The organism is Mycobacterium sp. E3198 (assembly GCF_001667015.1).
Taxonomy (GTDB): domain Bacteria; phylum Actinomycetota; class Actinomycetes; order Mycobacteriales; family Mycobacteriaceae; genus Mycobacterium.
In genome coordinates this window covers 1-22080 of the sequence record NZ_LZIS01000234.1, presented here as the reverse complement: position 1 = coordinate 22080, position 22080 = coordinate 1, and the positions used below count along the sequence as shown (strand labels likewise).

General features: G+C 69.6%; 24 protein-coding genes, 1 tRNA gene and 1 pseudogene. 17 read left to right on the top strand and 9 right to left on the bottom strand.

Going from position 1 to position 22080, the window contains the following annotated elements; all coding sequences use genetic code 11:
* The 3 genes from A5673_RS24235 to A5673_RS24225 form a co-directional block, all read left to right on the top strand.
* The coding region (locus A5673_RS24235) for a HAMP domain-containing sensor histidine kinase (RefSeq protein WP_068238524.1) at positions 1-1231 on the top strand (1231 nt) is incomplete at its 5' end.
* Between the two features lie 73 nt (positions 1232-1304).
* Complete coding sequence (locus tag A5673_RS24230; RefSeq protein ID WP_082958932.1) at positions 1305-2795, top strand: S1C family serine protease; 1491 nt, start codon at positions 1305-1307, stop codon at positions 2793-2795.
* Positions 2795-3352, top strand: coding sequence for a molybdenum cofactor biosynthesis protein B (locus A5673_RS24225; RefSeq protein ID WP_068238522.1), 558 nt, complete (start codon positions 2795-2797; stop codon positions 3350-3352). The genes A5673_RS24230 and A5673_RS24225 overlap by 1 nt, the downstream gene beginning before the upstream one ends.
* Positions 3353-3359: 7 nt before the next feature.
* On the opposite strand, the gene mscL is transcribed toward A5673_RS24225, so the two are convergent.
* The 4 genes from mscL to A5673_RS24205 form a co-directional block, all read right to left on the bottom strand.
* The gene (mscL, locus tag A5673_RS24220) at positions 3360-3821 is read right to left on the bottom strand and encodes a large-conductance mechanosensitive channel protein MscL (RefSeq protein WP_068238520.1); all 462 of its coding nucleotides are present in this window, start codon (positions 3819-3821) and stop codon (positions 3360-3362) included.
* 65 nt (positions 3822-3886) lie between these two features.
* A complete protein-coding gene (locus tag A5673_RS24215; protein ID WP_068238518.1) occupies positions 3887-4558 on the bottom strand; it encodes an SAF domain-containing protein in 672 nt (223 codons plus the stop codon).
* Positions 4559-4623: 65 nt separating this feature from the next.
* On the bottom strand, positions 4624-4962 hold the full coding sequence (locus tag A5673_RS24210; protein ID WP_068238516.1) for an FmdB family zinc ribbon protein: 339 nt from the start codon (positions 4960-4962) through the stop codon (positions 4624-4626).
* A 74-nt stretch (positions 4963-5036) separates the two neighbouring features.
* A complete protein-coding gene (locus tag A5673_RS24205; RefSeq protein WP_068238530.1) occupies positions 5037-5630 on the bottom strand; it encodes a 5-formyltetrahydrofolate cyclo-ligase in 594 nt (197 codons plus the stop codon).
* A gap of 77 nt (positions 5631-5707) precedes the next feature.
* On the opposite strand from A5673_RS24205, the gene A5673_RS24200 reads away from it, so the two are divergent.
* The 8 genes and pseudogenes from A5673_RS24200 (at position 5708) to A5673_RS24170 (ending at position 12224) form a co-directional block, all read left to right on the top strand.
* On the top strand, positions 5708-6616 hold the full coding sequence (locus tag A5673_RS24200) for a UTP--glucose-1-phosphate uridylyltransferase (protein WP_068238514.1): 909 nt from the start codon (positions 5708-5710) through the stop codon (positions 6614-6616).
* A gap of 67 nt (positions 6617-6683) precedes the next feature.
* Positions 6684-7976, top strand: a complete 1293-nt coding sequence (gene glp / locus A5673_RS24195) for a gephyrin-like molybdotransferase Glp (protein WP_068238512.1) — start codon at positions 6684-6686, stop codon at positions 7974-7976.
* A gap of 23 nt (positions 7977-7999) precedes the next feature.
* Positions 8000-8653 carry a GNAT family N-acetyltransferase gene (locus A5673_RS24190; protein WP_068238528.1) on the top strand — a complete coding sequence of 218 codons (654 nt, stop codon included), beginning with the start codon at positions 8000-8002 and terminating at the stop codon, positions 8651-8653.
* Positions 8654-8827: 174 nt separating this feature from the next.
* The gene (gene glpR / locus A5673_RS24185; RefSeq protein WP_082958933.1) at positions 8828-9844 is read left to right on the top strand and encodes a gephyrin-like molybdotransferase receptor GlpR; all 1017 of its coding nucleotides are present in this window, start codon (positions 8828-8830) and stop codon (positions 9842-9844) included.
* 50 nt (positions 9845-9894) lie between these two features.
* A tRNA-Ala gene (locus A5673_RS24180) sits at positions 9895-9967 on the top strand.
* Positions 9968-10065: 98 nt separating this feature from the next.
* A complete protein-coding gene (locus A5673_RS29330; protein WP_156748573.1) occupies positions 10066-10287 on the top strand; it encodes a hypothetical protein in 222 nt (73 codons plus the stop codon).
* Between the two features lie 352 nt (positions 10288-10639).
* Positions 10640-11560: pseudogene (locus tag A5673_RS24175) on the top strand (cytochrome P450); the annotation flags it as partial.
* Positions 11553-12224, top strand: coding sequence for a TetR/AcrR family transcriptional regulator (locus A5673_RS24170; protein WP_068238508.1), 672 nt, complete (start codon positions 11553-11555; stop codon positions 12222-12224). The pseudogene A5673_RS24175 and the gene A5673_RS24170, both read left to right, overlap by 8 nt.
* Before the next feature lie 23 nt (positions 12225-12247).
* On the opposite strand, the gene A5673_RS24165 is transcribed toward A5673_RS24170, so the two are convergent.
* Together A5673_RS24165 and A5673_RS24160 are read right to left on the bottom strand one after the other, a co-directional pair.
* Positions 12248-12619 carry a DUF732 domain-containing protein gene (locus A5673_RS24165; RefSeq protein WP_068238506.1) on the bottom strand — a complete coding sequence of 124 codons (372 nt, stop codon included), beginning with the start codon at positions 12617-12619 and terminating at the stop codon, positions 12248-12250.
* A gap of 31 nt (positions 12620-12650) precedes the next feature.
* A complete protein-coding gene (locus tag A5673_RS24160; RefSeq protein WP_068238504.1) occupies positions 12651-12953 on the bottom strand; it encodes a hypothetical protein in 303 nt (100 codons plus the stop codon).
* Positions 12954-13193: 240 nt separating this feature from the next.
* Here A5673_RS24160 and A5673_RS24155 point away from each other — a divergent pair, with 240 nt between their 5' ends.
* A complete protein-coding gene (locus A5673_RS24155; protein WP_068238501.1) occupies positions 13194-14324 on the top strand; it encodes a M42 family metallopeptidase in 1131 nt (376 codons plus the stop codon).
* Here the strand turns inward: A5673_RS24155 and A5673_RS24150 are convergent.
* Complete coding sequence (locus A5673_RS24150) at positions 14321-15073, bottom strand: class I SAM-dependent methyltransferase (protein ID WP_068238500.1); 753 nt, start codon at positions 15071-15073, stop codon at positions 14321-14323. The genes A5673_RS24155 and A5673_RS24150 overlap by 4 nt on opposite strands.
* Positions 15074-15174: 101 nt before the next feature.
* On the opposite strand from A5673_RS24150, the gene A5673_RS24145 reads away from it, so the two are divergent.
* Genes A5673_RS24145 through A5673_RS24135 form a run of 3 tightly spaced genes read left to right on the top strand, consistent with a single transcriptional unit; the run spans position 15175 to position 17550 of the window.
* Positions 15175-16191: a GNAT family N-acetyltransferase gene (locus tag A5673_RS24145; protein ID WP_156748571.1), complete on the top strand. Its 1017-nt coding sequence runs from the start codon at positions 15175-15177 to the stop codon at positions 16189-16191.
* Between the two features lie 6 nt (positions 16192-16197).
* On the top strand, positions 16198-16869 hold the full coding sequence (locus tag A5673_RS24140; protein WP_068238498.1) for a DUF5642 family protein: 672 nt from the start codon (positions 16198-16200) through the stop codon (positions 16867-16869).
* Between the two features lie 27 nt (positions 16870-16896).
* Positions 16897-17550 carry a DUF5642 family protein gene (locus A5673_RS24135; RefSeq protein WP_068238496.1) on the top strand — a complete coding sequence of 218 codons (654 nt, stop codon included), beginning with the start codon at positions 16897-16899 and terminating at the stop codon, positions 17548-17550.
* On the opposite strand, the gene A5673_RS24130 is transcribed toward A5673_RS24135, so the two are convergent.
* Positions 17551-18147 (bottom strand): alpha-ketoglutarate-dependent dioxygenase AlkB, encoded by a 597-nt coding sequence (locus tag A5673_RS24130; RefSeq protein WP_197518465.1) that lies wholly within the window; start codon positions 18145-18147, stop codon positions 17551-17553. It abuts the gene before it with no gap.
* 70 nt (positions 18148-18217) lie between these two features.
* Here A5673_RS24130 and arcA point away from each other — a divergent pair, with 70 nt between their 5' ends.
* The gene (gene arcA / locus A5673_RS24125; protein ID WP_068238492.1) at positions 18218-19429 is read left to right on the top strand and encodes an arginine deiminase; all 1212 of its coding nucleotides are present in this window, start codon (positions 18218-18220) and stop codon (positions 19427-19429) included.
* A gap of 77 nt (positions 19430-19506) precedes the next feature.
* On the opposite strand, the gene A5673_RS24120 is transcribed toward arcA, so the two are convergent.
* Positions 19507-21072 carry a dolichyl-phosphate-mannose--protein mannosyltransferase gene (locus tag A5673_RS24120; RefSeq protein WP_068238490.1) on the bottom strand — a complete coding sequence of 522 codons (1566 nt, stop codon included), beginning with the start codon at positions 21070-21072 and terminating at the stop codon, positions 19507-19509.
* Positions 21073-21097: 25 nt separating this feature from the next.
* On the opposite strand from A5673_RS24120, the gene rsmI reads away from it, so the two are divergent.
* Positions 21098-21934: a 16S rRNA (cytidine(1402)-2'-O)-methyltransferase gene (gene rsmI, locus A5673_RS24115; RefSeq protein WP_068238487.1), complete on the top strand. Its 837-nt coding sequence runs from the start codon at positions 21098-21100 to the stop codon at positions 21932-21934.
* Positions 21935-22080 lie beyond the last annotated feature (146 nt).

The following is a 22080-nucleotide window of genomic DNA, read 5'->3' as shown; positions in this document are numbered from 1 at the left end:
CCAGACCCTGCCCGTCGGGGTCACCGAGAAGGCCGTCATCAGCGGCGATTTGTTCATGTCGCGTCGCACCGCCTCGGATCAACGCATCCTGGCCATCCATTTGCCCAACGGCAGTTCATTGCTGATCTCGAAGAGCCTCAAGCCCACCGAGGCGGTCATGACCAAGCTGCGCTGGGTGCTGCTCATCGTCGGCGGCATCGGCGTCGCGGTCGCCGCGGTGGCCGGCGGAATGGTCACCCGGGCGGGGTTGCGGCCGGTGGCCCGCCTCACCCAGGCCGCCGAGCGGGTGGCGCGCACCGACGACCTGCGCCCCATCCCGGTGTTCGGCAGCGACGAACTGGCAAGGCTCACCGAGGCTTTCAACTTGATGCTGCGGGCGTTGGCCGAGTCCCGGGAGCGGCAGGCGCGATTGGTCACCGACGCCGGACACGAACTGCGCACGCCGCTGACGTCGCTGCGCACCAACGTCGAACTCTTGATGGCCTCGATGGAGCCCGGCGCGCCGCGGCTTCCCGAGCAAGAGATGGTCGACCTGCGCGCCGACGTGCTGGCGCAAATCGAGGAATTGTCCACGCTGGTAGGCGATTTGGTCGACCTGACTCGTGACGACGCCGGTCAGGTCGTGCACGAGACAGTCGACATGTCCGAGGTGATCGATCGGAGCCTGGAGCGAGTGAGGCGGCGCCGCAACGACATTCACTTCGACGTCGACGCGATTGGATGGCAGGTTTACGGTGACGCGGCCGGGCTTTCGCGCGCCGTGCTGAACCTGATGGACAACGCGGCCAAGTGGAGCCCGCCGGGCGCCCATGTCGGCATCACCTTGCGGCAACTCGACACCACGCACGCCGAGCTGGTGGTGTCCGATCGTGGGCCCGGCATCCCACTGCACGAGCGCCGCCTGGTGTTCGAGCGCTTCTACCGGTCGACGACGGCGCGGGCGATGCCGGGTTCGGGGCTGGGACTGGCGATTGTCAAGAAGGTGGTGCTCAACCACGGTGGGCTGCTTCGGGTCGAGGACACCGTGCCCGGCGGCCAGCCGCCGGGCACCTCGATCTATGTGCTGCTTCCCGGCCGCCGGATGCCGGCCCCGACGGCCGTGGCCGACACCGATGTCCTGACGACGGACACCGAAACCGACCGCTACGTGCCCGTGGCGGACCGCGCGGCGAACTCTGGGGATTCGGCGAACGTTATCTCAGTGGACTCTCAGTCCGCGCGGGCAAGGTAGGTCTGCAGCTAGTGTTGGTCTCGAGCCAAGTCGAGCCCAAAAAGCAGGAATATAGGAAGAGCGACGTAGCGACATGACGAATGACCCGAGGTATTCGCCACCGCCGCAGCAGCCGGGATACCGTACCGGGCCTCATCAGCCCGTGCCCCCCGCGTATGCGCAGGGGCGCCAGCAGCCGTACAACCCGCAGTACGACTGGCGCTACCAGCAGCCGGCCCAGCCGTCGCAGCAGCCCACGCAGACGACCCCGTACCGGCGGCCCTATGAGCCTTTCAGTGGCACCGGACCGGGCCCGATACCCGGCAGCTCCGGACCGGGTCCGATACCCGGCGGCACCGGGGCGGGTCACGTGCCCGGCGGAACCGGCACGGGCCCCATCCACATGCTGCCGCCGATGCCTCCGGGGCCCGCGCCCCAGAAGCGTTCTCGCGCAGGCCTATTGACGGCGGGCGCGCTTGCGATAGCGGTCGTGTCGGCCGGGATCGGCGGCGCCGCGGCAACGGCCGTCGAGCTGGGCACCCACACCGCGAGCAGCAACGGCCACGGCATCATCCCGGGGGCCGCCCCCAGCGTCCCGGCCGCGAACATGCCGCCGGGCAGCGTCGAACAGGTGGCCGCGAAGGTGGTGCCCAGCGTCGTCATGCTGGAGACCGACCTGGGCCGCCAGTCCGAAGAGGGTTCGGGCATCGTCCTGTCGACCGACGGGCTGATCCTGACCAACAACCATGTGGTCGCGGCCGCGGCGGCCAAGCCGGGCGGCCCGGGTGGGCCCGGCGGGCCGGGCGGTCCCGCCGGTCCGCCGCCGAAGACGACGGTGACCTTCTCCGACGGCCGTACCGCGTCGTTCACGGTGGTTGGTGCTGATCCCACCAGCGACATCGCGGTGATCCGCGTGCAGGGCGTGTCCGGCCTGAACCCGATCATGCTGGGTTCCTCCTCGGATCTGCGGGTGGGGCAGCCGGTGGTGGCGATCGGGTCGCCCCTGGGCCTGTCGGGCACGGTGACCACCGGAATCATCAGCGCGATGAACCGGCCGGTGTCCACCACGGGCGAGTCGGGGAACCAGAACACCGTGCTGGACGCCATTCAGACCGACGCCGCGATCAACCCGGGTAACTCCGGTGGCGCCCTGGTCAACATGAGCGGCCAGTTGGTGGGCGTCAACTCCGCGATCGCGACTCTGGGCGCCGATTCGCCCGACGCGCAGAGCGGCTCGATCGGCCTCGGCTTCGCGATTCCCGTCGACCAGGCCAAGCGCATCGCCGACGAACTCATCGCCACGGGCAAGGCGACGCACGCCTCGCTCGGCGTGCAGGTGACCAGCGACAAGGGCACCCCGGGCGCCAAGGTCGTCGACGTCGTGCCGAACGGTGCGGCGGCGAGCGCGGGAGTGCCCAAGGGGGTCGTCGTCACCAAGGTCGACGACCGCCCGATCAACAGCGCCGACGCGCTGGTGGCCGCGGTCCGCTCGAAGGCGCCCGGTGACAAGGTGTCGCTGACGTTCCAGGATCCCGGCGGGGGAAGCCGCACGGTGCAGGTCACCCTCGGTAAGGCGGATCAGTGATGAGAGTCGAAGAGCCCTCGGCGGCGGGATTGTCCGACCTCGGTTATACGGTGGCACCCATGGAAACGGGTGCGGAGTTGGTGGTCGGTCGGGCCCTGGTCGTGGTCGTCGACGATCGCACCGCGCACGGGGACGAGGACCATAGCGGGCCGCTGGTCACCGAGCTGTTGACCGAGGCGGGGTTCGTGGTCGACGGCGTGGTGGCGGTCGCCGCCGACGAGGTCGAGATCCGCAACGCGCTCAACACCGCGGTGATCGGCGGGGTGGACCTGGTGGTCTCGGTCGGCGGGACGGGGGTCACCCCACGCGACGTCGCGCCGGAGGCCACCCGCGAGATCCTCGATCGGGAGATCCTGGGCATCGCCGAGGCCATCCGCGCCTCGGGGTTGTCCGCGGGCATCATCGATGCCGGGTTGTCCCGCGGTCTGGCCGGGGTGTCGGGCAGCACGCTCGTGGTTAACCTCGCCGGTTCCCGTTACGCGGTGCGCGACGGGATGGCGACGCTGAATCCGCTTGCCGCGCAGATCATCGGCCAGCTGTCGAGCCTGGAGATCTAGGCGCGCCTCACTGCGCCTCGGCGTCCGCGCGCGGCCCGTGCTCGGGAGGGGGCGTCGTGGCGACGCCGCCGTGCCTGCCGGACGAGTCCCCATTGGTGTTCTGCGCGAGCAGGTCGCGGATCTCGGTGAGCAGGACAACCTGGGCGTCGTCGGCCGGCTCGACCTCTCCGCGCTTACGCAGGGTGTTGTACGGGAGCACGACGAAGAAGTACACCACCAGCGCGATCAGGAAGAAGTTGATCGCCGCCGACAGCAGGATGTTGAAGTCGATGAACTGGTCGCCGCCGATAGAAATCTTCAAGGCGCCGACATTGGTCTGCTTGTTCGCGCCGACCCGGTTGAGGAGCGGCGTGATGATGGCTTCGGTGAACTTGGTGACCAACGCGGTGAAGGCGGTACCGATGACCACCGCGACGGCCAGGTCGACGATATTGCCCCTTGCGAGAAACTCCTTAAACCCTTTGAGCATGCCGAGGTCCTTTCTGGACTGGACAACGTTTGCTACCGATCACGTGCCCAACAGCGGCCAGGCACTCAGTGCAGGGTCAGGGTTACCGTCTGGCCCAGCGCCGAGCCTGCCACCGTGTTCGCCACGCGAGCCGGCAGCGCAACCAACACTACGCGGTCGCTATCGGCAGCCTGGACCTTCTGTTTAGGCGAAACAAGCACGACGACGGCGTCGGTTGCTACCACTTTGGTCACGGCCGGGGCCCCCGCCGCCGGACCCTCGGTGGCCGGGGCGGCCAGCACGTCCACCACGTCCCCGACCCGAATCAGGTCGATCAAAGCGCCGTCTGCCAGGTGCAGCGGCACGATGCGGGCGCCGGGCCCGGCCGTCAACTCGGACAACCGGCTCCCGAGCAACCGGACGTCGGTGAGCACCTCGCCGCGCCTGGTCGGGCTGGCCAGCATCGACCCGAGGACCGTGGTCACGTCCTGCTGTGAGCCGTCGGGAACCGTTGTGGCCGAGCGCTTTTCGAGTCGCACATCGTCCGCGGTCAGCGCCGCACCCGGGCGCAGGTCGCGCGCCGCCACCACCACCTCGGCGCCCTCGCCGTCGGGGTCCGAGCGCAGCGCCGCGACGCCGGCCAGCACGACGAGCCCGCCCGCGGCCACTCGCCGCGCGAGCACCGTGCGGGCCCAGTCGGGGCGCAGGGACTCCGAGATCCGCCTGAACAGGCTTGGGTTCAACGGTGATTCGCCCACGCCGCAACGGTAGGCGCGGTCGGGTGCCGGCGGTGCCGGTCAGGAATTGCCTTGTGGATAACGGGTTAACTCGAGGCGGCCGCGGCGGCCGGCGTCGCGCTGGTGGTCGACTTGTCGCCCGAGCCGCTCTTGTCGCCGGACGCGCTCTTCTCGGTGGACCCGGTCTTTTCGCTCGACCCGGTGTCACCGGACGATCCGTTGGCCGAGCTCTTCGACTTTTTGCCATCGGCGCGGCTGTCGGTTCGGTAGAAGCCGCTGCCCTTGAACACGACGCCAACGGAATTGAACAACTTGCGCAGCCGGCCGGAGCACTTCTCGCACGTGGTCAGCGCGTCGTCGGTAAAGGCCTGGACAGCGTCGAAGCGGTCGCCGCACTCGGTGCACGCGTAGCTGTAAGTCGGCACAAAAACCTCCGAATCGTCTCGGGCTGCATTAGCACTCTACCGTGTCAAGTGCTAGAACCGCCACGTGATCGCGATCATTCCCGGCCTGGGAGCCTGATCAGGCCCCGGTTGGGGGTGAGCGCATCCGTCATTAACACGTCGTGCGGTTCGGCGGGTAGTTCGTCGAGGAACTCCGCGTCGCGCACCACCGCGACGAGCCGCGCGTGCGGGTTGCGCCCGCGCAGCGAGCGGTCGTAATACCCGCGCCCGCGGCCCAGCCGCACGCCCCGGCGGTCGACCGCCAGCGCCGGCACCAGGACCAGGCTCGCCTCGGCCAGGGCCGTCTCCGCCAGCAGCGGCTCGGGCGGCTCGAGCAGCCCCCACGCGCCGGGGACGAGTGCGCCCGGCCGGTATTCGCCCCAGCGCAGGGGCAACGGCTTGTTCTCGGGGGTGGTGCGCGCGACCGGCAGCAGCACCCGGGCGGACCGGCGCAGCAACATGTCCAGCAGCTCCGTCGAACCCGGCTCGGTGCCCACCGGCACGTAGGCGCAGACCGTGATCGCGCCGGTGATCACGGGCTCCAGCTGGTCGCTGAGCAGGCGCGCCTCGGCGCCGCGGACGTCGTCGGCGCCGCGACGCCGGGCCGCCAACAGCTGCCGGCGCAACGCGTCCTTGCTAGCGGTTTCCACGCCCTCAACCATGACAGGCCCGGATTTGGCGCCGCCAGACGGCGTCGGCGCACCTAACGAGGGTTATCGTTTGAACAATGTCACGCCCAGAAGTTCCGGTCCCCTTTACGGCGATCGTTCCCGCGGCCGGACTGGGCACGCGTTTCCTGCCCGCGACCAAGACGGTGCCCAAGGAGCTGCTGCCGGTCGTCGACACGCCGGGCATCGAGCTGGTCGCCGCCGAGGCCGCCGCCGCCGGCGCGGAACGCCTGGTAATCATCACGTCCGAGGGCAAGGACGGCGTCGTCGCGCATTTCGTCGAGGACCTGGTGCTGGAGGGCACCCTCGAAGCCCGGGGCAAGAAGGCGATGCTCGACAAGGTGCGCCGCGCGCCGCAGCTGATCAAGGTCGAGTCCGTCGTGCAGGCCGAACCGCTCGGACTGGGCCACGCCATCAGCTGCGTCGAGACCACGCTGGCGGCCGACGAGGACGCCGTCATGGTCCTGCTGCCCGACGACCTGGTGCTGCCGACCGGCGTCCTGGAGACGATGGCCAAGGTGCGGGCCGACCACGGCGGCACGGTGCTGTGCGCGATCGAAGTGACTCCCGAGGAGATCAGCGCCTACGGCGTTTTCGACGTCGACCCGGTCCCCGGTGACAGTCCCGACGTGTTGAGGGTCAAGGGCATGGTCGAAAAGCCCAAGGCGCAAGACGCCCCGTCGATGTATGCCGCGGCCGGTCGCTACGTGCTCGACCGCGCCATCTTCGACGCGCTGCGCCGCATCGACCGGGGCGCCGGCGGCGAACTGCAGCTCACCGACGGCATCGCGCTGCTGATCAAGGAGGGCCACCCGGTCCATGTCGTCGTGCATCGCGGATCCCGACACGACTTGGGAAATCCCGGCGGCTACCTGAAGGCTGCGGTTGACTTTGCATTGGATCGTGACGACTATGGCCCGGATTTGCGGCGATGGTTGGTGGCGCGATTGGGCCTGACCGAGAACTAGCCGGGCGACAACGCCGGGCCGGCGGGACAAGGCGGGCCGACAGGTCTCGACGTCAGAGAGGCACGCTGTGCGTTCTGTGGAGGAGCAGCAGGCCCGGATAACGGCGGCCGCGGTGGCCCCGCGGCCGATCCGGGTGGCCATCGCCGAGGCCCAAGGATTGATGTGCGCCGAGGAAGTGGTCACCGAGCGGCCGATGCCAGGCTTCGATCAGGCCGCGATCGACGGCTACGCGGTGCGCAGCGTCGACGTGCTGGGCGTCGGTGAGGTGGGCGCCGAAAGCCTCGGCGAGCCGCCCGACGAGTCCGGCGGGGACGAGGACACGCGCGACGGGCTGCTGCTGCCGGTGATGGGGACCATCGAGGCCGGTTCGCGCACGCCGAGCCGGCTGCAGCCGCGGCAGGCCGTCCGGGTGCAGACCGGCGCCCCGCTGCCGACCCTGGCCGACGCCGTGCTGCCGGTGCGCTGGACCGACGGTGGGATATCGCAGGTGCGCATCCTGCGGGGGGCACCCTCGGGCGCCTACGTGCGCCGCGCGGGCGACGACGTCCAGCCCGGCGACGTCGCCGTGCGGGCCGGGACGATCATCGGCCCGGCGCAGGTCGGGTTGCTCGCGGCGGTCGGCCGGGAACGGGTGCTGGTGCATCCCCGGCCGCGGTTGTCGGTGATGGCCGTGGGCGGCGAGCTGGTCGACATCTCCCGCACCCCCGGAAACGGGCAGGTCTACGACGTCAACTCCTACGCGTTGGCCGCGGCCGGCCGCGACGCCGGCGCGGAGGTCAATCGCATCGGCATCGTGCCCAACGACCCCAAGGAGCTGCGCGACGTCGTCGAGGGCCAGATCAACCGCGCGGAGGTCGTGGTGATCGCCGGCGCCGTCGGCGGCGCGGCCGCCGAGGCGGTGCGGCGGGTGCTGTCGGAGCTGGGCGAGATGGAGGTCGTCCGCGTCGGCATGCACCCGGGGTCCGTCCAGGGCTTCGGGCAGCTGGGGCGCGAGGGCGTTCCGACGTTTCTGCTGCCCGCCAACCCGGTCAGCGCGCTGGTGGTGTTCGAGGTGATGGTTCGGCCGCTGATCCGGCTGTCGCTGGGCAAGCGGCAGCCGATGCGCCGGATGATCCAGGCGCGCGCCCTGTCGCCGATCACGTCCGTCGCGGGGCGCAAGGGCTACCTGCGCGGCCAGCTGATGCGCGATCAGGACACCGGCGAGTACCTGGTGCAGGCGCTGGGCGGGGCTCCCGGGGCGTCGTCGCACCTGCTGGCCACCCTCGCCGAGGCGAACTGCCTGGTGGTGGTGCCCAGCGGGGCCGAGCAGATCCGCACCGGCGAGATCGTCGACGTCGCCTTCCTGGCCCAGCGCGGCTAGGCGGGACGACCCGCCACATGCTCGTGAACCTGTTGCGCACCAATGCCCGTCATCCCGGGTGGCCGTTGGACGTGGGGCCGCTGCGGGTGCCCGCCGGGGTCGTCCGGCTGCGGGCGGTGCGGCTGCGCGACGGCGCGCAATGGAGCCGCATCCGGTTGGCCGACCGCGCGCACCTCGAGCCGTGGGAGCCCAGCACCGACAGCGATTGGACGATCCGGCACACGGTCGCCGCGTGGCCGGCGCTGTGCTCTGGCCTGCGCGCAGAGGCCCGCAAGGGCCGCATGCTGCCCTACGTCATCGAGCTCGACGGGCGGTTCTGCGGCCAGCTGACCATCGGCAACGTCACCCATGGGGCGCTGCGCTCGGCGTGGATCGGCTACTGGGTGCCCCGCTCGGCCACCGGCGGCGGGGTCGCGACGGCGGCCCTGGCACTCGGTCTGGATCACTGTTTCGGCCCGGTCATGCTGCACCGCGTGGAGGCCACCGTGCGCCCGGAGAACGCCGCGAGCCGCGCCGTCCTGGCAAAAGTCGGCTTCCGGGAGGAGGGCCTGCTGCGCCGGTACCTCGAGGTCGACCGGGCGTGGCGCGACCACCTGCTGATGGCCATCACGGTCGAGGAGGTGCAGGGATCGGTGGCCTCGACCCTGGTCCGCGCCGGCCACGCGAGCTGGGCCTGAGCGGCCGCCAACGAGGCACCACCGCGCCGTGGGCTGTGGCTAGCGCGACACGAGTGACATTTGGTGCTTGTGAGAGGCAAATTACAGGTGTGTAATTGTGCTGGTCACCTGTCCCGGCCGCGCCGGCCGCCGATGAGCCTCGCGGGGGTCAGGGCCAGTGAGGAGCACGTCATCATGCCAAGCATCCCGCAGTCGCTGTTGTGGATCTCGCTCGTGGTGCTGTGGCTGTTTGTGCTGGTCCCGATGCTCATCAGCAAGCGCGACGCGGTGCGTCGCACCAGCGACGTGGCGCTGGCGACGCGGGTGCTCAACGGCGCCGGGTCCCGGCTGCTCAAGCGCGGCGGGCCCGCCGCCGGTCATCGCAGCGACCCGCACTGGAAGCCGGAGGACGACGCTGCCGACGGTGCCGACGAATACGAGGAGCAGGAAGAGGAAGCCGACACCGATGTGCATCCGGCGCGTCCGGTCGTCGTGAAGGCCGCCGCCGTCGAGCGGACCGAGCCCGACTACCTCGACGTCGACGTCATCGAGGATTCCGGTGCGCTGCCGGCCGGCGCCGGCGCCGAGCTGGCCGAGCCGGATGAGGATGAGGCCGCCGTCGAGACCGAGCCCCAGACCGTCGCCGAGCACACCGAGGCCGAAGACGAAGACGACGACGGCTACGAATATGTCGAGGACTCTTCGGGTTTGGAGCCCGAGGCGGACCGCGAGGAGGACGAGGACCCGCGCGCGTTCGTCGCGGCGGGTACCTCCCGGCGGCGCCGGTTCGACCCGAAGAAGGCGGCGGCGGTCAGCGCACGCAAGTACGCCTTCCGCAAGCGCGTGCTGATGGGGATGGCCGTCTTCCTGATCGGCTCGGCCGCGGCCGCCTTCGAGGTGTCGCCGACGGCCTGGTGGGTGTGCGGGAGCGCGACCGCGGTGACCCTGCTGTACCTGGCCTACCTGCGCAGGCAGACCCGCATCGAGGAGAGGGTACGCCGCCGCCGGATGCAGCGGATGGCCCGCGCCCGGCTCGGCGTGGAGAACGCCTACGACCGCGATTACGACGTGGTGCCCTCGCGGCTGCGGCGTCCCGGCGCGGTGGTGCTGGAGATCGACGACGAGGACCCGATCTTCGAGCACCTCGACTACGCGATGCCGATGCGCAACTACGGTTGGCCCAGGGACCTGCCGCGCGCGGTCGGCGAGTAGCGCCAGCGGTTCGTCGGTTGGCCGCGCGGCTGGTAGCCTGCTAGCGGTCAGGGGCTATGGCGCAGTTGGTAGCGCGACTCGTTCGCATCGAGTAGGTCAGGGGTTCGAATCCCCTTAGCTCCACAAAGTTTGAGTGCCGAGGTAAGTGGGGGTTCAACAATTAGCTGCGTCACCGTCTGCGAAGCCCGGTACGCGGCGGTTACGTAGGAGGGCTGAAGAGCATGGCTGTTGATCCGGAAAGAATTCGCGAGTGGCGTGACGCCGCGCAAAAGTATGCCGACATGGCGGTCAAGCTGGTACAGGTGTTGCCAGAGGAGCCGACTGATGCCGATTACTCGAAGATTTCTATGATCGCGTCGATATCCTCGCTGTATTACGCGACGGCGTTAGATGCCGATCACTTCGGTGACGCGCCAGATCAGGGTGCACCGCCTCCTGAATGAGGTCCCTGCCTCACAACTTCCGATCGGGCAGTAGCCGGTAGAAACGCCGCATCTAGGTCGCTGGCCGCACCGTTCAGGTCTTCATCGGGTAGGTCAGGGCAGCTGCGTCCGATTCGGCTTCCGAAGGTCCTCATCATCGAAGATCGGCATAGATGTCGAGCGTCATCGAAGCCTCGGCGTCGCCAAGCGTCCGCTGGACCGCTTTCACATTCGCATGTGCGCTGACGGCGAGGCTCGGGGCGCTGTGACGCAGGTGTCTCATCCGTCGCTCGGCACGTCCCGACCGCCGGCCGGAACACCTCTCGCCAGTCGGAGTTCCGCAGCACGCGCCGCGCCGCTCGCTGAACACCATTCCCCCCGCGCGACAGCACGTCTGCAAGAGACGATCCACGAGGTGGTGAACGGGCTGATCGACCGGGTGGCGGACGCCGGACGGTGCGACGTCGTGACCGACATCGCGCGGCCCTATCCCACCCCGATCATGTGCGCGCTGCTCGGTGCGCCCAGCGAAGATTGGCAGTTGTTCGCGGACTGGACTGAGGAGATCTTCAAAGCCCTCAACTTTCAGCCGGACGTCAACTTCGATGAGTCCGCGATCATGCGCGCGTGGGGCGAACTCGACGCCTACGTCGACGACATGGTCGCCGCCCGCCGAGACAATCTGACCGACGATCTGCTGTCGGAGCTCATCCGCGCCGAAAGCGACGGCGACCGGCTGAATCTCGACGAACTGCGCATGCTGGTGGCCGGCTTCCTGATGGCGGGAACGGATACGACGCGAAACCAACTGGCGGCGTCGGTTCAGGTGCTCTGCGAACATCCGGACCAATGGGCGAAGCTGCGCGACCACCCGGAACTTGCCATGCAGGCGGTCGAGGAGAGCATGCGCCACTCACCCGCGGCCTGTATCGTGCCGCGCGCCGCCACCGAGGATGTCGAGTTCGGTGGCTACCTGTTCCCGGCAGGAACCTTCGTATTCGCGAACACCTTTGCTGCCAACCGAGATCCGGCGATCTATGCCGATGCTGACCGCTTCGACATCGCGCGCAAGGACGTTCCCCCAATACTGACGTTCGGCGGTGGCGCGCACTACTGCCTGGGGGCGAACCTCGCCCGCCGGGAACTGGCGGAAGCACTCACGGTCCTCACTCGCCGCCTGTCCGCCACCCATCGCGTCGGTCCGGCCCCATGGAAATCCCTACTGGGAATGACCGGTCCGACAACCCTTCCGATTGAGTTCACCAGCGAAAGGCTTGTGACGGCGGATGCGTAGTCGCGGCTGGGCGGGTTCGACGCCCTCATCGGACGAGGAGGCGATTTCGCGCATCCTGGGTGCGGTAGACGAGGAGATCGCCGAGCATGGAGCGGCGTTACGCCTTGCCGACGTCGCCCGCAGGCTCGGAGTCACTCGCCAGACGGTCTACCGCTACTTTCCCAATGCCGACGCGCTACTCATCGCCAGCGCGATGCGCGCCGTCAACGGATTCATCGACCAGGTTGCCGACCACGTCAGCGGCCTCAACGACCCGGTCGCTGCGCTGGTCGAAATTGTTTCATTCGGAGTCGAGAACCTCGCCGGTGATCCGCAGCTCGAACGCCTGCTGACCCGGCGAGATGAGGGCGAAACCGTCACCTCGCTGACCTCCGACACGGCAATCTCGTTCTGCTTGCCCGTCTTTCACCGCCTCGATGTCGATTGGGAGCTGCACGGCTTTGACACCGCCGCCCTCCGGGAACTTGCCGAGATGACCTTGCGCACCGTGCAGTCCATGCTGACCGACCCCGGACAGGTGCCGCGCAGCGGACTCGAACTGCGCCGCTTCGTCGCGCGATGGTTGGGCCCGGCAATCCTCTATCCAAGGTTGGCGTCGCTGTCGATCCACGGACAAGACGCGACATTCGACCGGGGTGGTCAGTATGCCCCTCGGCTTCCCTAGGGGCACTCGGCATGCTCGCCGGATCACATCATCGGCGGGAACGGCAGCAGCCAGATCACCGAAGGATCAACGGAGCCCCGGTATTGCGGGCAATACGATGCCACCGAATCGCCGACGAAGAAGCCGGCTTGCCGCTTCGTCGTGACCTTGATTTGCGGGTCCTTGATCAGCTTCAACGCGATCACGCTCGAGTCTTGGCCCCTATCGAGTGAGGCGCACACCGCGTGGCCGTGCGCGATCGCGACGTCGTGGTCACCGGCGTCGATCCCGTAGTTCTCCAGCGCCGCGATGAACGCGTCATCGGTCGCGTCCGCGGACGCCGGCGCCGCCGAAAGCAGCGCGACGGACAGCAGGACCGCGCACACTGCGGGCCATTTTCCAGGTCCGGCGTTCATCGGTGTCGCGGCCTCCTCGTTGACTCGGTGATCAACTCGATGTTGACAGAGGCGGCCGTGGCGCGGTCGCGCCTTCCCTGCTCTGCCCATTCGTTTCGGGGGTGCCCACCACGTGCAGCCGGACGGGTCGCGAGCGCCAGCCAACATATCCGAGGGCCGCGCTGACCGCGGCATAGACAACGGCCTCAGTCCACATGAATCCGACGCCCCATTTCCTTCCGAGGAAGATCGGCTCGTCGATGATCCCGGTGGAGGCCGCTATGGCGAAGCCCGCGTGCGCGTAGGCGATGCCGGCGAACGCTCCGCTGAAGAACTTGCTCGCTTCGCGATTCATCACTTTCTCCTGTCCCGACTGTCAGGAAGCCGTGGCATCTCACTGTCGGTCCTTTCTCGATGCAGGAGGTAGGGGCCAAAGTCCTCCCGGAGCGCATCGTTTGTCGCTTCCCGGGCTGGCGTCCGCCGGTGGATCCCCGGGTTGCGGGTGCCGGATGTGGGTACTGATCCAGTTGTCACCCACGCGGCTGAACTCTCGAACACGCGCGTCGCCGTGCGGTGCCGACGAGGAAGGAACTCAATGGCGGACCCGGACGCGACCGACGAGCTGCTGAAAGAACTGCTGCAGACCTACGGGCCGTGCGGCCAGGAGGACGAAGTTCGCGCGGTGTGCGCGCGCGAGCTACAACCCGTCGTCGACGACATGTGGACCGACGACGCCGGCAATCTGGTCGGCTACGTCGCCGCGGGCGGTCCGCCCGGCGGCACCGCGCACCGGCACCGATCGACCGCCGGCCAGAGCACGGCGACGCGGGTCATGGCGCACATGGACGAACTCTCCATGCTGGTCAAGCGGGTCGAGCCCGACGGCACCCTGCACCTGACGCAGCTGGGCACCATGTACCCCGGCAATTTCGGGCTCGGCCCGGTCGCCGTGCTCGGCGAGCACGAGACGTTCACCGCGGTGCTCACGCTGGGCTCCGAGCACACCACCAAGGAGAGCCCGCGGATCTGGCAGACCAAACCGGACAAGGGCGACCAGTCGCTGGATTGGCATCACGTCTACGTCTTCACCGGCCGTAGCGTCGAGGAGCTCGCCGCCGCGGGCGTGCACCCCGGCACCAGGGTGTGTGTCGAGCGGAGCAAGAGGACGCTGGTCGAGATCGGCGGCTACGTCGGCTGTTACTTCCTTGACGACCGCGCAGCCGTTACCGCGCTGTTGCGGGCCGCGGCCGTGCTACGTGAGCGCGGCCAACGGCCCGTCGACGACGTCTACCTCGTGTTCACCACGAACGAAGAGATCGGCGGCGTCGGTGGCTCGTATGCCAGTGGCGCCCTGCCTGGCACGCTTACCCTCGCCCTGGAGGTCGGGCCCACCGAGCGGGAGTACGGGACCACCGTCGCCGGCGGTCCCGTCGTCGGCTACAGCGACGCCCTGTGCGTCTATGACAAGGACGTCGCCGACCGGCTGATGGAGATCGCCACCGGCCACGGGTTTGAGCCCCAGGCGGCGGCCCTCGGCGCGTTCATGTCGGATGCCTCGCATTCCAAGGCCAACGGGCTGACGCCGCGGGCGGGCCTGCTGTGCATGCCCACGCTGAGCACCCACGGCTACGAGGTCATTCCTCGCAGGGCGATCGAGGAGATCGCGGCGGTGATCGTCGACTACGTGGTTCAGCGCGACGAGACCCGTTCGGGCGCGACGGGTTAGCCGCGTCTACCGGCCGGCTTGGTGGCGGCGACGAACTGCAACACGCGCTGGGTCTGTTGCTCGACGTCGACCAGGCCGGCCGACGACAACAGCTCCACGAAGGCGTGGCGGTCGAACATGGCCAGGCCGATCACCTGCGCTCCCCCGGTCAGGATCTGGCGCAGCGGCGGCGGTCCGGCGGCGTAGCTGGTGAGGATGGCGATCCGGCCGCCCGGCGCGAGCACCCGCACCATCTCGCGGGCCACCAGGAACGGCTCGGGCATCAGATACAGCGCGCCGAAACAGCAGACGGCGTCGAAGGTTTGGTCGGCGAACGGCAACGTCCGGGCATCGCCGCGGACATAGCAGGTGCGGGCGCCGCCGTTGTCCAGCACGCCGCGCGTCAGCATCGGCTCGGAGATGTCGAAGCCCACCGCAAGGCCGCCGTCCGGCAGTTCGGATGCCAGCGGCCCGGTGAAATTGCCTGGCCCGCAAGCCACATCGAGCAAGCGCGAAGCGGTGGCCAGGCGCAGCGCCGACGCCGCGCGGCGCCGCTCGGCGCGGGCCGTGACGCCGCTGGCCAGATAGAACGACGTGGGCCGCCACAGCCGCTCGTACACCGTCGCGAGGAACGGGCTGTTCATCGCGCGCTGCGCAAACGTCGGCACCGGAGAACTGGTCGATTCACCCAACACGTCCAAAAAACCGTTGCGCAGCACGGCGGTCGTCTCGAGGAGACCGCGGGTCAGCTCGATCGGATCCTGGGTCATGGGGTTGCTTTCGTGTTCGCCGGTGCGGCCGCGACCCCAGGGTAGTGGGCGGCCCCTTGCCGCGTCCCGAACACACCCCATAACGTGGGCAAGGTCCGAAGATGGCGACACTGATCGGCGGGGACATCGCAGTGGCCGAACTGACCGGCGCGCGCGCAGAGGAGCTCGCGACGATGGATGTCTTCGCGGGCTGTCCTACCGAGGACCTGGCGCCGTTGGCCGCCCGGCTGCAGCCGCTGCGCGCCGCGGCCGGACAGGTGCTGATGCAGCAGGGCGAGCAGGCCGTTTCGTTCCTGCTCATCTCGTCGGGCACCGCCGAGATCAAGCGCGTCGACAGCGACGGCACGGTCATCGCCGGACGGGTGGCGCCCGGCACCATCGTGGGGGAGATCGCCCTGCTGCGCGACATCCCGCGCATCGCGACCGTCACCACCACCGAACCGCTGACCGGGTGGATCGGCGACAACGACGCCTTCACGCGGATGTTGCACCTGCCGGGGGTGATGCCGCGGCTGCTGCGCACGGTGCGCCAGCGCATCGCCGCGTTCATCACGCCGATCCCGATACGGGTCCGCGACGGGACCCACCTGATGCTGCGCCCGGTGTTGCCGGGCGACGACGAGCGCACCGTTCAGGGCCACATCCAATTCTCCGGCGAGACCCTGTATCGGCGGTTCATGACGGCGCGGATTCCGAGCCCGGCGTTGCTGCACTACCTTTCCGAGGTCGACTATGTGGACCACTTCGTGTGGGTGGTCACCGACGGCGACGATCCGGTGGCCGACGCCCGCTTCGTTCGCGACGAGCGCGATCCGACCGTCGCCGAGGTCGCCTTCACCGTCGCCGACGCCTATCAGGGCCGGGGGATCGGCAGCTTTCTGATCAGCGCGCTGTCGATCGCGGCCAGGATCGACGGCGTCGAAAGATTCTCGGCGCGAATGCTTTCCGATAACCTGCCGATGCGCACCATCATGGACCATTACGGCGCCGTCTGGCAGCGCGAGGACGTTGGCGTCATCACCACCGTCATCGACGTGCCGCGCCGGCTGACCTTCGGCCGCCACCTGGCCGATCAGATCAAGCGCGTCGCGCGCCAGGTGATCGAAGCGGTCAGCTGAACGGGCATGCGGCCGTTCTGGATTGGTATAATGCCCCTGGCCCTGCTGGCCGCGTGCGCGCACTCGCCCGCGCCCGCGCCGTCGACGACCACCAGGGCGACGGCCGACAACGCCGCGGTCAACCCCGCCAACATCAAGCGGGTCGTGCGCGACCTGCCGCCCGGCTACGAGGTGACCACCGGCATCCCCAGCGGGGCCTCGCCCCGGGTGATCTGGAGCCTCGAAGCCGACGCGCGGGCCGATCCGCCGCGATGCGCCGCGCTCGCCGACCCCGGCAACGGGCGCGAGCCAACCGCGCAGGGCTTCTCCGCCTCGGGCGCGGGCGGCATCGTCAACGCGGTGGTGGTGACTTTGCCCGCCCCGGTGCGCCTCGACCGGGGCGTGGTGGGGGCGTGCGGCCGGTGGACCATGAGCGACGGGCACACGGCGGCCACCGTCCGCCTGGTCGACGCCCCGCACATCGAGGGCGCCGAAACCCTCGGCATGGTCACCGACACCAAATCCTCGGTCGAGTCGGGCACCGAAATCGATTCGCGCGCATACACGTTCACCGCATACCTCGGCAACTACTACGCCTTCACCACGCTGACCACGGACCCGGGGTCGGCCCTGCCGGCGCTGCCGCCGCAATTCGTCGCCGATCTGCTCGTCAAAACGGTCTCCACGTTGCGCGGCTGAGCCCCCGCCTTGGGTAGATTGGCCACGGTGTTCAAGCTGTTGCTCGCGGCCGCATCCGTGTGCGTGCTCGCCGGCTGCTCGTCGGGTGGCGATCCCGCCGTCAAGGCCGACATCGGCAAGGTCGCCGACGTGAAGTCGAGCTTCGGGCCCGAGTACAGGGTCACCGATATCTCCGAGCGGGCGATCGACCCCAAGCTGCTGTCGGCCCGCAAGCTGCCCGAGGGCCTGACCTTCGACCCCCCGAACTGCGCGAAAGTGGCGGTGGGACCGGACATGCCGCCCGACCTGCAGGGCAACATGGCCGCCGTCTCCGCCGAGGGCAACGGAAACCGGTTCGTCGTCATCGCCATCGAGACCTCAAAAGCGCTGCCGTTCAACGACCCCGGCAAAGACTGCGCCAAGGTCGCGTTCGTCGGGGCCGGCGTGCGGGGCGGCATCGAAGTGATCGACGCGCCGCGCATCGACGGGGCCCGCACGACGGGCGTGCATCGTGTGCTGCAGGCGATGGTGGCCGGGGGCGCCCGCACCGGCGAGCTGTACGACTATTCGGCCCAGTTCGGCGAGTACCAGGTGATCGTCATCGCCAACCCACTGGTCGTTCCCGACCAGCCCGTCGCCAAGATCGACACCCAGCGCGCCCGCGACCTGCTGGTCAAGGGCGTCGCCGCGATTCGGAGCTAATCAGCGCACGTCGCGGGGGCGGAACTGGATGCTGACCCGCGGGCCGGTGGGCGCCGACGTCTTGGGCACCGCGTGCTCCCAGGTGCGCTGGCACGATCCGCCCATCACCAGCAGGTCCCCGTGCGCCTGGGGCAGCCGCAGCGACGGGCCCCCGCCGCGGCGCCGCATCGCGAAGGTGCGCGTCGCGCCGAGGCTGACGATCGCCACCATGGTGTCCTGCGAGCTGCTGCGACCGATGGTGTCGCCGTGCCAGGCGACGCTGTCCGAGCCGTCGCGGTAACAACACAATCCGACGGTGGTGAACGGCTCCCCGAGCTCGCCGGCGTAGATGTCGTTGAGCCGCCGGCGCAGCCGCCCCAGCAGCGGGTGCGGCGGCTCCTCGACCGTCAGGTCGTGGAAGCTGACCAGCCGCGGCACGTCGACCACCCGGTCGTACATGTGGCGGCGCTCGGCGCGCCACGGCACCGTCGACAGCAGCTCGACCAGCAGGCCGTCGGCATCGGTCAGCCAGCCGGCGCGGATCTCGACGAACGCGCCGTCGCCGAGCTCCCTGCGCTCGGTGTGCTCGAACAGCGAGCCCTGTACCGCGATGCTCACGGCCCCCAGTTTATCGCACACCCGTTCGATCGGAAGTGGCCCGGGCGGCCGACCGGCTACCGTTTCCACCGTGGGTGTTGTTGAGCTGGGCACCAATTCCGAGGTGGGCGCGCTGCGGGTCGTCATCCTGCACCGCCCGGGCGGCGAGCTGCTGCGGCTCAACCCGCGCAACAACGACCAGCTGCTGTTCGACGGGTTGCCCTGGGTGGCGCGGGCCCAGGAGGAGCATGACCGGTTCGCGGACCTGTTGCGCTCCCGCGGCGTCGAGGTGCTGCTGCTGTCCGACCTGCTGACCGAGGCCCTCAACCACAGCGGGGCCGCCCGGATGCAGGGCGTCGCGGCCGCGGTGGACGCGCGCCGGCTCGGAGCCCCCCTGGCCCAAGGGCTTTCGGCGTACCTGCGGGGCCTGGAACCGGGCCGGCTGGCCAACGTGCTGATGGCCGGCATGACGTTCAACGAGCTGCCGCCGGACATCCGCTCCGACGTCTCGCTGGTCCTTCGGATGCACCACGGGGCGGATTTCGTCATCGAGCCGCTGCCCAACCTGGTGTTCACCCGTGACTCGGCGATCTGGATCGGGCCGCGCGTGGTGATCCCCACCCTGGCGCTGCCGGCCCGCGTGCGCGAGGCGTCGCTGAGCGACCTGATCTATGCCCATCACCCGCGCTTCACCGGGGTGCGGCGCGCCTACGAGTCGCGCACCGCGCCCGTCGAGGGCGGCGACGTGCTGCTGCTCGCCCCCGGCGTGGTCGCCGTCGGCGTGGGTGAGCGGACCACCCCGGCCGGTGCGGAAGCGTTGGCCCGCAGCCTGTTTGACGACGACCTCGCGCACACGGTGCTCGCGGTGCCGATCGCGCAGCGGCGCGCGCAGATGCACCTGGACACGGTGTGCACGATGGTCGACACCGACACCGTGCTGATGTACGCCAACATCGTCGACACGTTGTCGGCGTTCACGATCCAGCCGGCCCCCCGCGGCATCGCGATCGGCGACGAGACGCCGTTTTTGGAGGCCGCCGCCAAGGCGATGGGTGTCGACAAGCTGCGGGTGATCGACACCGGGCTGGACCCACTCGTCGCCGAACGGGAGCAATGGGACGACGGCAACAACACGCTGGCGCTGGCGCCCGGCGTGGTGGTCGCCTACGAGCGCAACGCCCAGACCAACGCCCGCCTGTGGGAGGCCGGCATCGAGGTGCTGACCATCGCGGGCTCCGAACTGGGCACCGGCCGGGGCGGCCCCCGCTGCATGTCCTGCCCCGTCGCGCGCGACCCCCAATAGGGCGGCGAGACTGCGCTCAGCGCGTCGGATTGGGCAATTCGGGCGCTCTGGACGCAGTCTCGCCGAACAAGAAGCAACTAGCGCCAGCTGGGCAGCCAGATCTCCATGTTCCAGGTCTGCTGGGAGATGGGCAGGCCGGTCAGCACCGGGAACAGCCAGGCGAAGTTGGTCACCACCAACGCGACGTAGCACGACACCGCGATCAGCCCCAGCGTGCGCCGCTCGGCGCTCTGGCGGCGGGCATAAAGGATGTCGCCGCAGATGAGCGCGATGCCCATGGTGAGAAACGGCGCCATCGTCGACGCGTAGAAGAAGTACATCTGCCGGTCGATGTCGGCGAACCACGGCAGCCACCCGGCGCAATACCCCGTCAACACGGCCGCGTAGCGCCAGTCGCGGCGAATCAGCATGCGCCACAGCGCATACAGCAGCACCGGCACGGAAAGCCACCACATGGCCGGGGTGCCGACGAGCATCTCGGCCTTGACGCACGACTGCGGGCCGCAGCCGGGAACATTCTGCTGGTCGATGGCGTACAGCACCGGCCGCAACGACATCGGCCAGCTCCACGGTTTGGATTCCCACGGGTGGTAGTTGCCGGCGGAGTTGGTCAGGCCCGCGTGAAACTGGAAGGCCTTGGCGCTGTAGTGCCACAGCGAGCGAATGGCGTCGGGCAGGGGGACCACGGAGTGCGGACCGATCGACAGGCCCACCTCGTGTCGGTCGATCGCGGTCTCGGAGGCGAACCACGGCGCGTAGCTGGCCAGGTAGACGCCGACCGGGATCAGCGCCAAGGCATACGCCGTGGGTGCCACATCGCGCCGGAGCGCCCCGAGCCACGGCCTGGTCACCTGGTACTGGCGGCGCGCCGCCACGTCGAACGCCAGCGACATCGCGCCGAAGAACACCACAAAATACAGTCCGGACCACTTTGTCCCGCAAGCCAATCCGAGCAGGATGCCCGCAGAGAACCGCCACCAGCGCACGCCCAGCCGGGGCCCCCACACCGTCTCGGCGCTGCGGCCCTCCAGGAGCGCAACGTGCAGGCGTTCGCGCACCTGGTCGCGGTCGACGATCAGCGCGCCGAACGCTGCGACCACGAAGAACGTGAGGATGCCGTCGAGCAACGCCGTGCGCGCGGTGACGAAGCTGACGCCGTCGCAGATGACCAGCACGCCGGCGATCGCACCGACCAGTGTCGAGCGGCTGATCCGCCGCACGATCCGCATGACCAGCACCACCATCACCACGCCGAGCAGCGCGCCGGTGAACCGCCAGCCCACCCCGTTGTAGCCGAAGAGCGCCTCGCCGACGGCGATGAGTTGCTTGCCGACGGGCGGGTGCACCACCAGCCCGAACCCGGGGTTGTCCTCGACACCGTGGTTGTGCAGCACCTGCCAGGCCTGCGGCGCGTAGTGCTTCTCGTCGAAGACGGGTGTGCCGGCGTCGGTCGGGGAGCCCAGGTTGAGGAACCGGGTCACCGCCGCCAGCACCGCGATCACGCCGGTGACGACCCAGCCCCGGACGTGATCGGTGGGCCCGAAGTCCGCGACCGGAGCCAGCGGCCCCGGGCTGACAACGGGCACGACGCGCTCGTCGCGGTCTTCGGGGACGACGGCGCTTTCGCGGGGCGGGGCGGACATCGGTGTCGATCGTAGGCTGTCCGTCATGACCACCGGCCGCCTATTGCTGGGCGCGACCCCCCTGGGCCAGCCGTCGGATGCCTCGCCGCGCCTGATCGACGCGCTGGCCCGCGCGGACGTGGTGGCCGCCGAGGACACCCGGCGGGTGCGCGTCTTGGCCAAGGCGCTCGGCGTCGGGATCGGCGGCCGGCTGGTCAGCCTGTACGACCGGGTCGAGGCCGCCCGGGTGCCCGGCCTGCTCGACGCGATGCGGGACGGCGCGACGGTGCTGGTGGTCAGCGACGCCGGGATGCCGCTGATCAGCGACCCCGGCTACCGGCTGGTCGCGGCGTGCGTGGCGGCCGGGGTTCCGGTCACCTGCCTGCCGGGGCCGTCGGCGGTGACGACCGCGCTCGCCGTGTCCGGCCTGCCGTCGGAACGGTTCTGCTTCGAGGGTTTCGCCCCGCGCAAGAAGTCGGCGCGCCGCGCCTGGTTCGCCTCGCTGGCCGACGAGCGGCGCACCTGTGTGTTCTTCGAATCCCCGCGCCGGCTGGCCGCGTGCCTGCGCGACGCGGTGGAGGAACTCGGCGGGGCGCGCCGGGCGGTGGTGTGCCGGGAGCTGACCAAGGTGCACGAGGAAGTGGTGCGCGGGACCCTCGACGAGCTGGCCGCGTGGGCGGACGACGGGGTGCTCGGCGAAATCACCGTCGTGCTGGCCGGCGCGACCCCGCGCGCCGACCTGGACTCCCTGGTCGCGGAGGTGCAGCGCCTGGTCGCGGGAGGGGTGCGCGTCAAGGACGCGTGCAGCGAGGTGGCCGCGGGTCATCCGGACGTGCGCACGCGTCAGCTTTACGACGCGGTGCTGCAGTCACGCGGCGACTGAGCCGCCGATTACGGGGTGCAGATCCCGATCGGGCCGAATCCCGGCGTGCACAACTGCGGGTGCGGCAGCGGCGGCGGGGCCGGCAGCGGGGCGCAGACGGGGTCTCGTTGCGCGAGCTGGCCCGCAGCGCGGGCGTGTCGCACGCC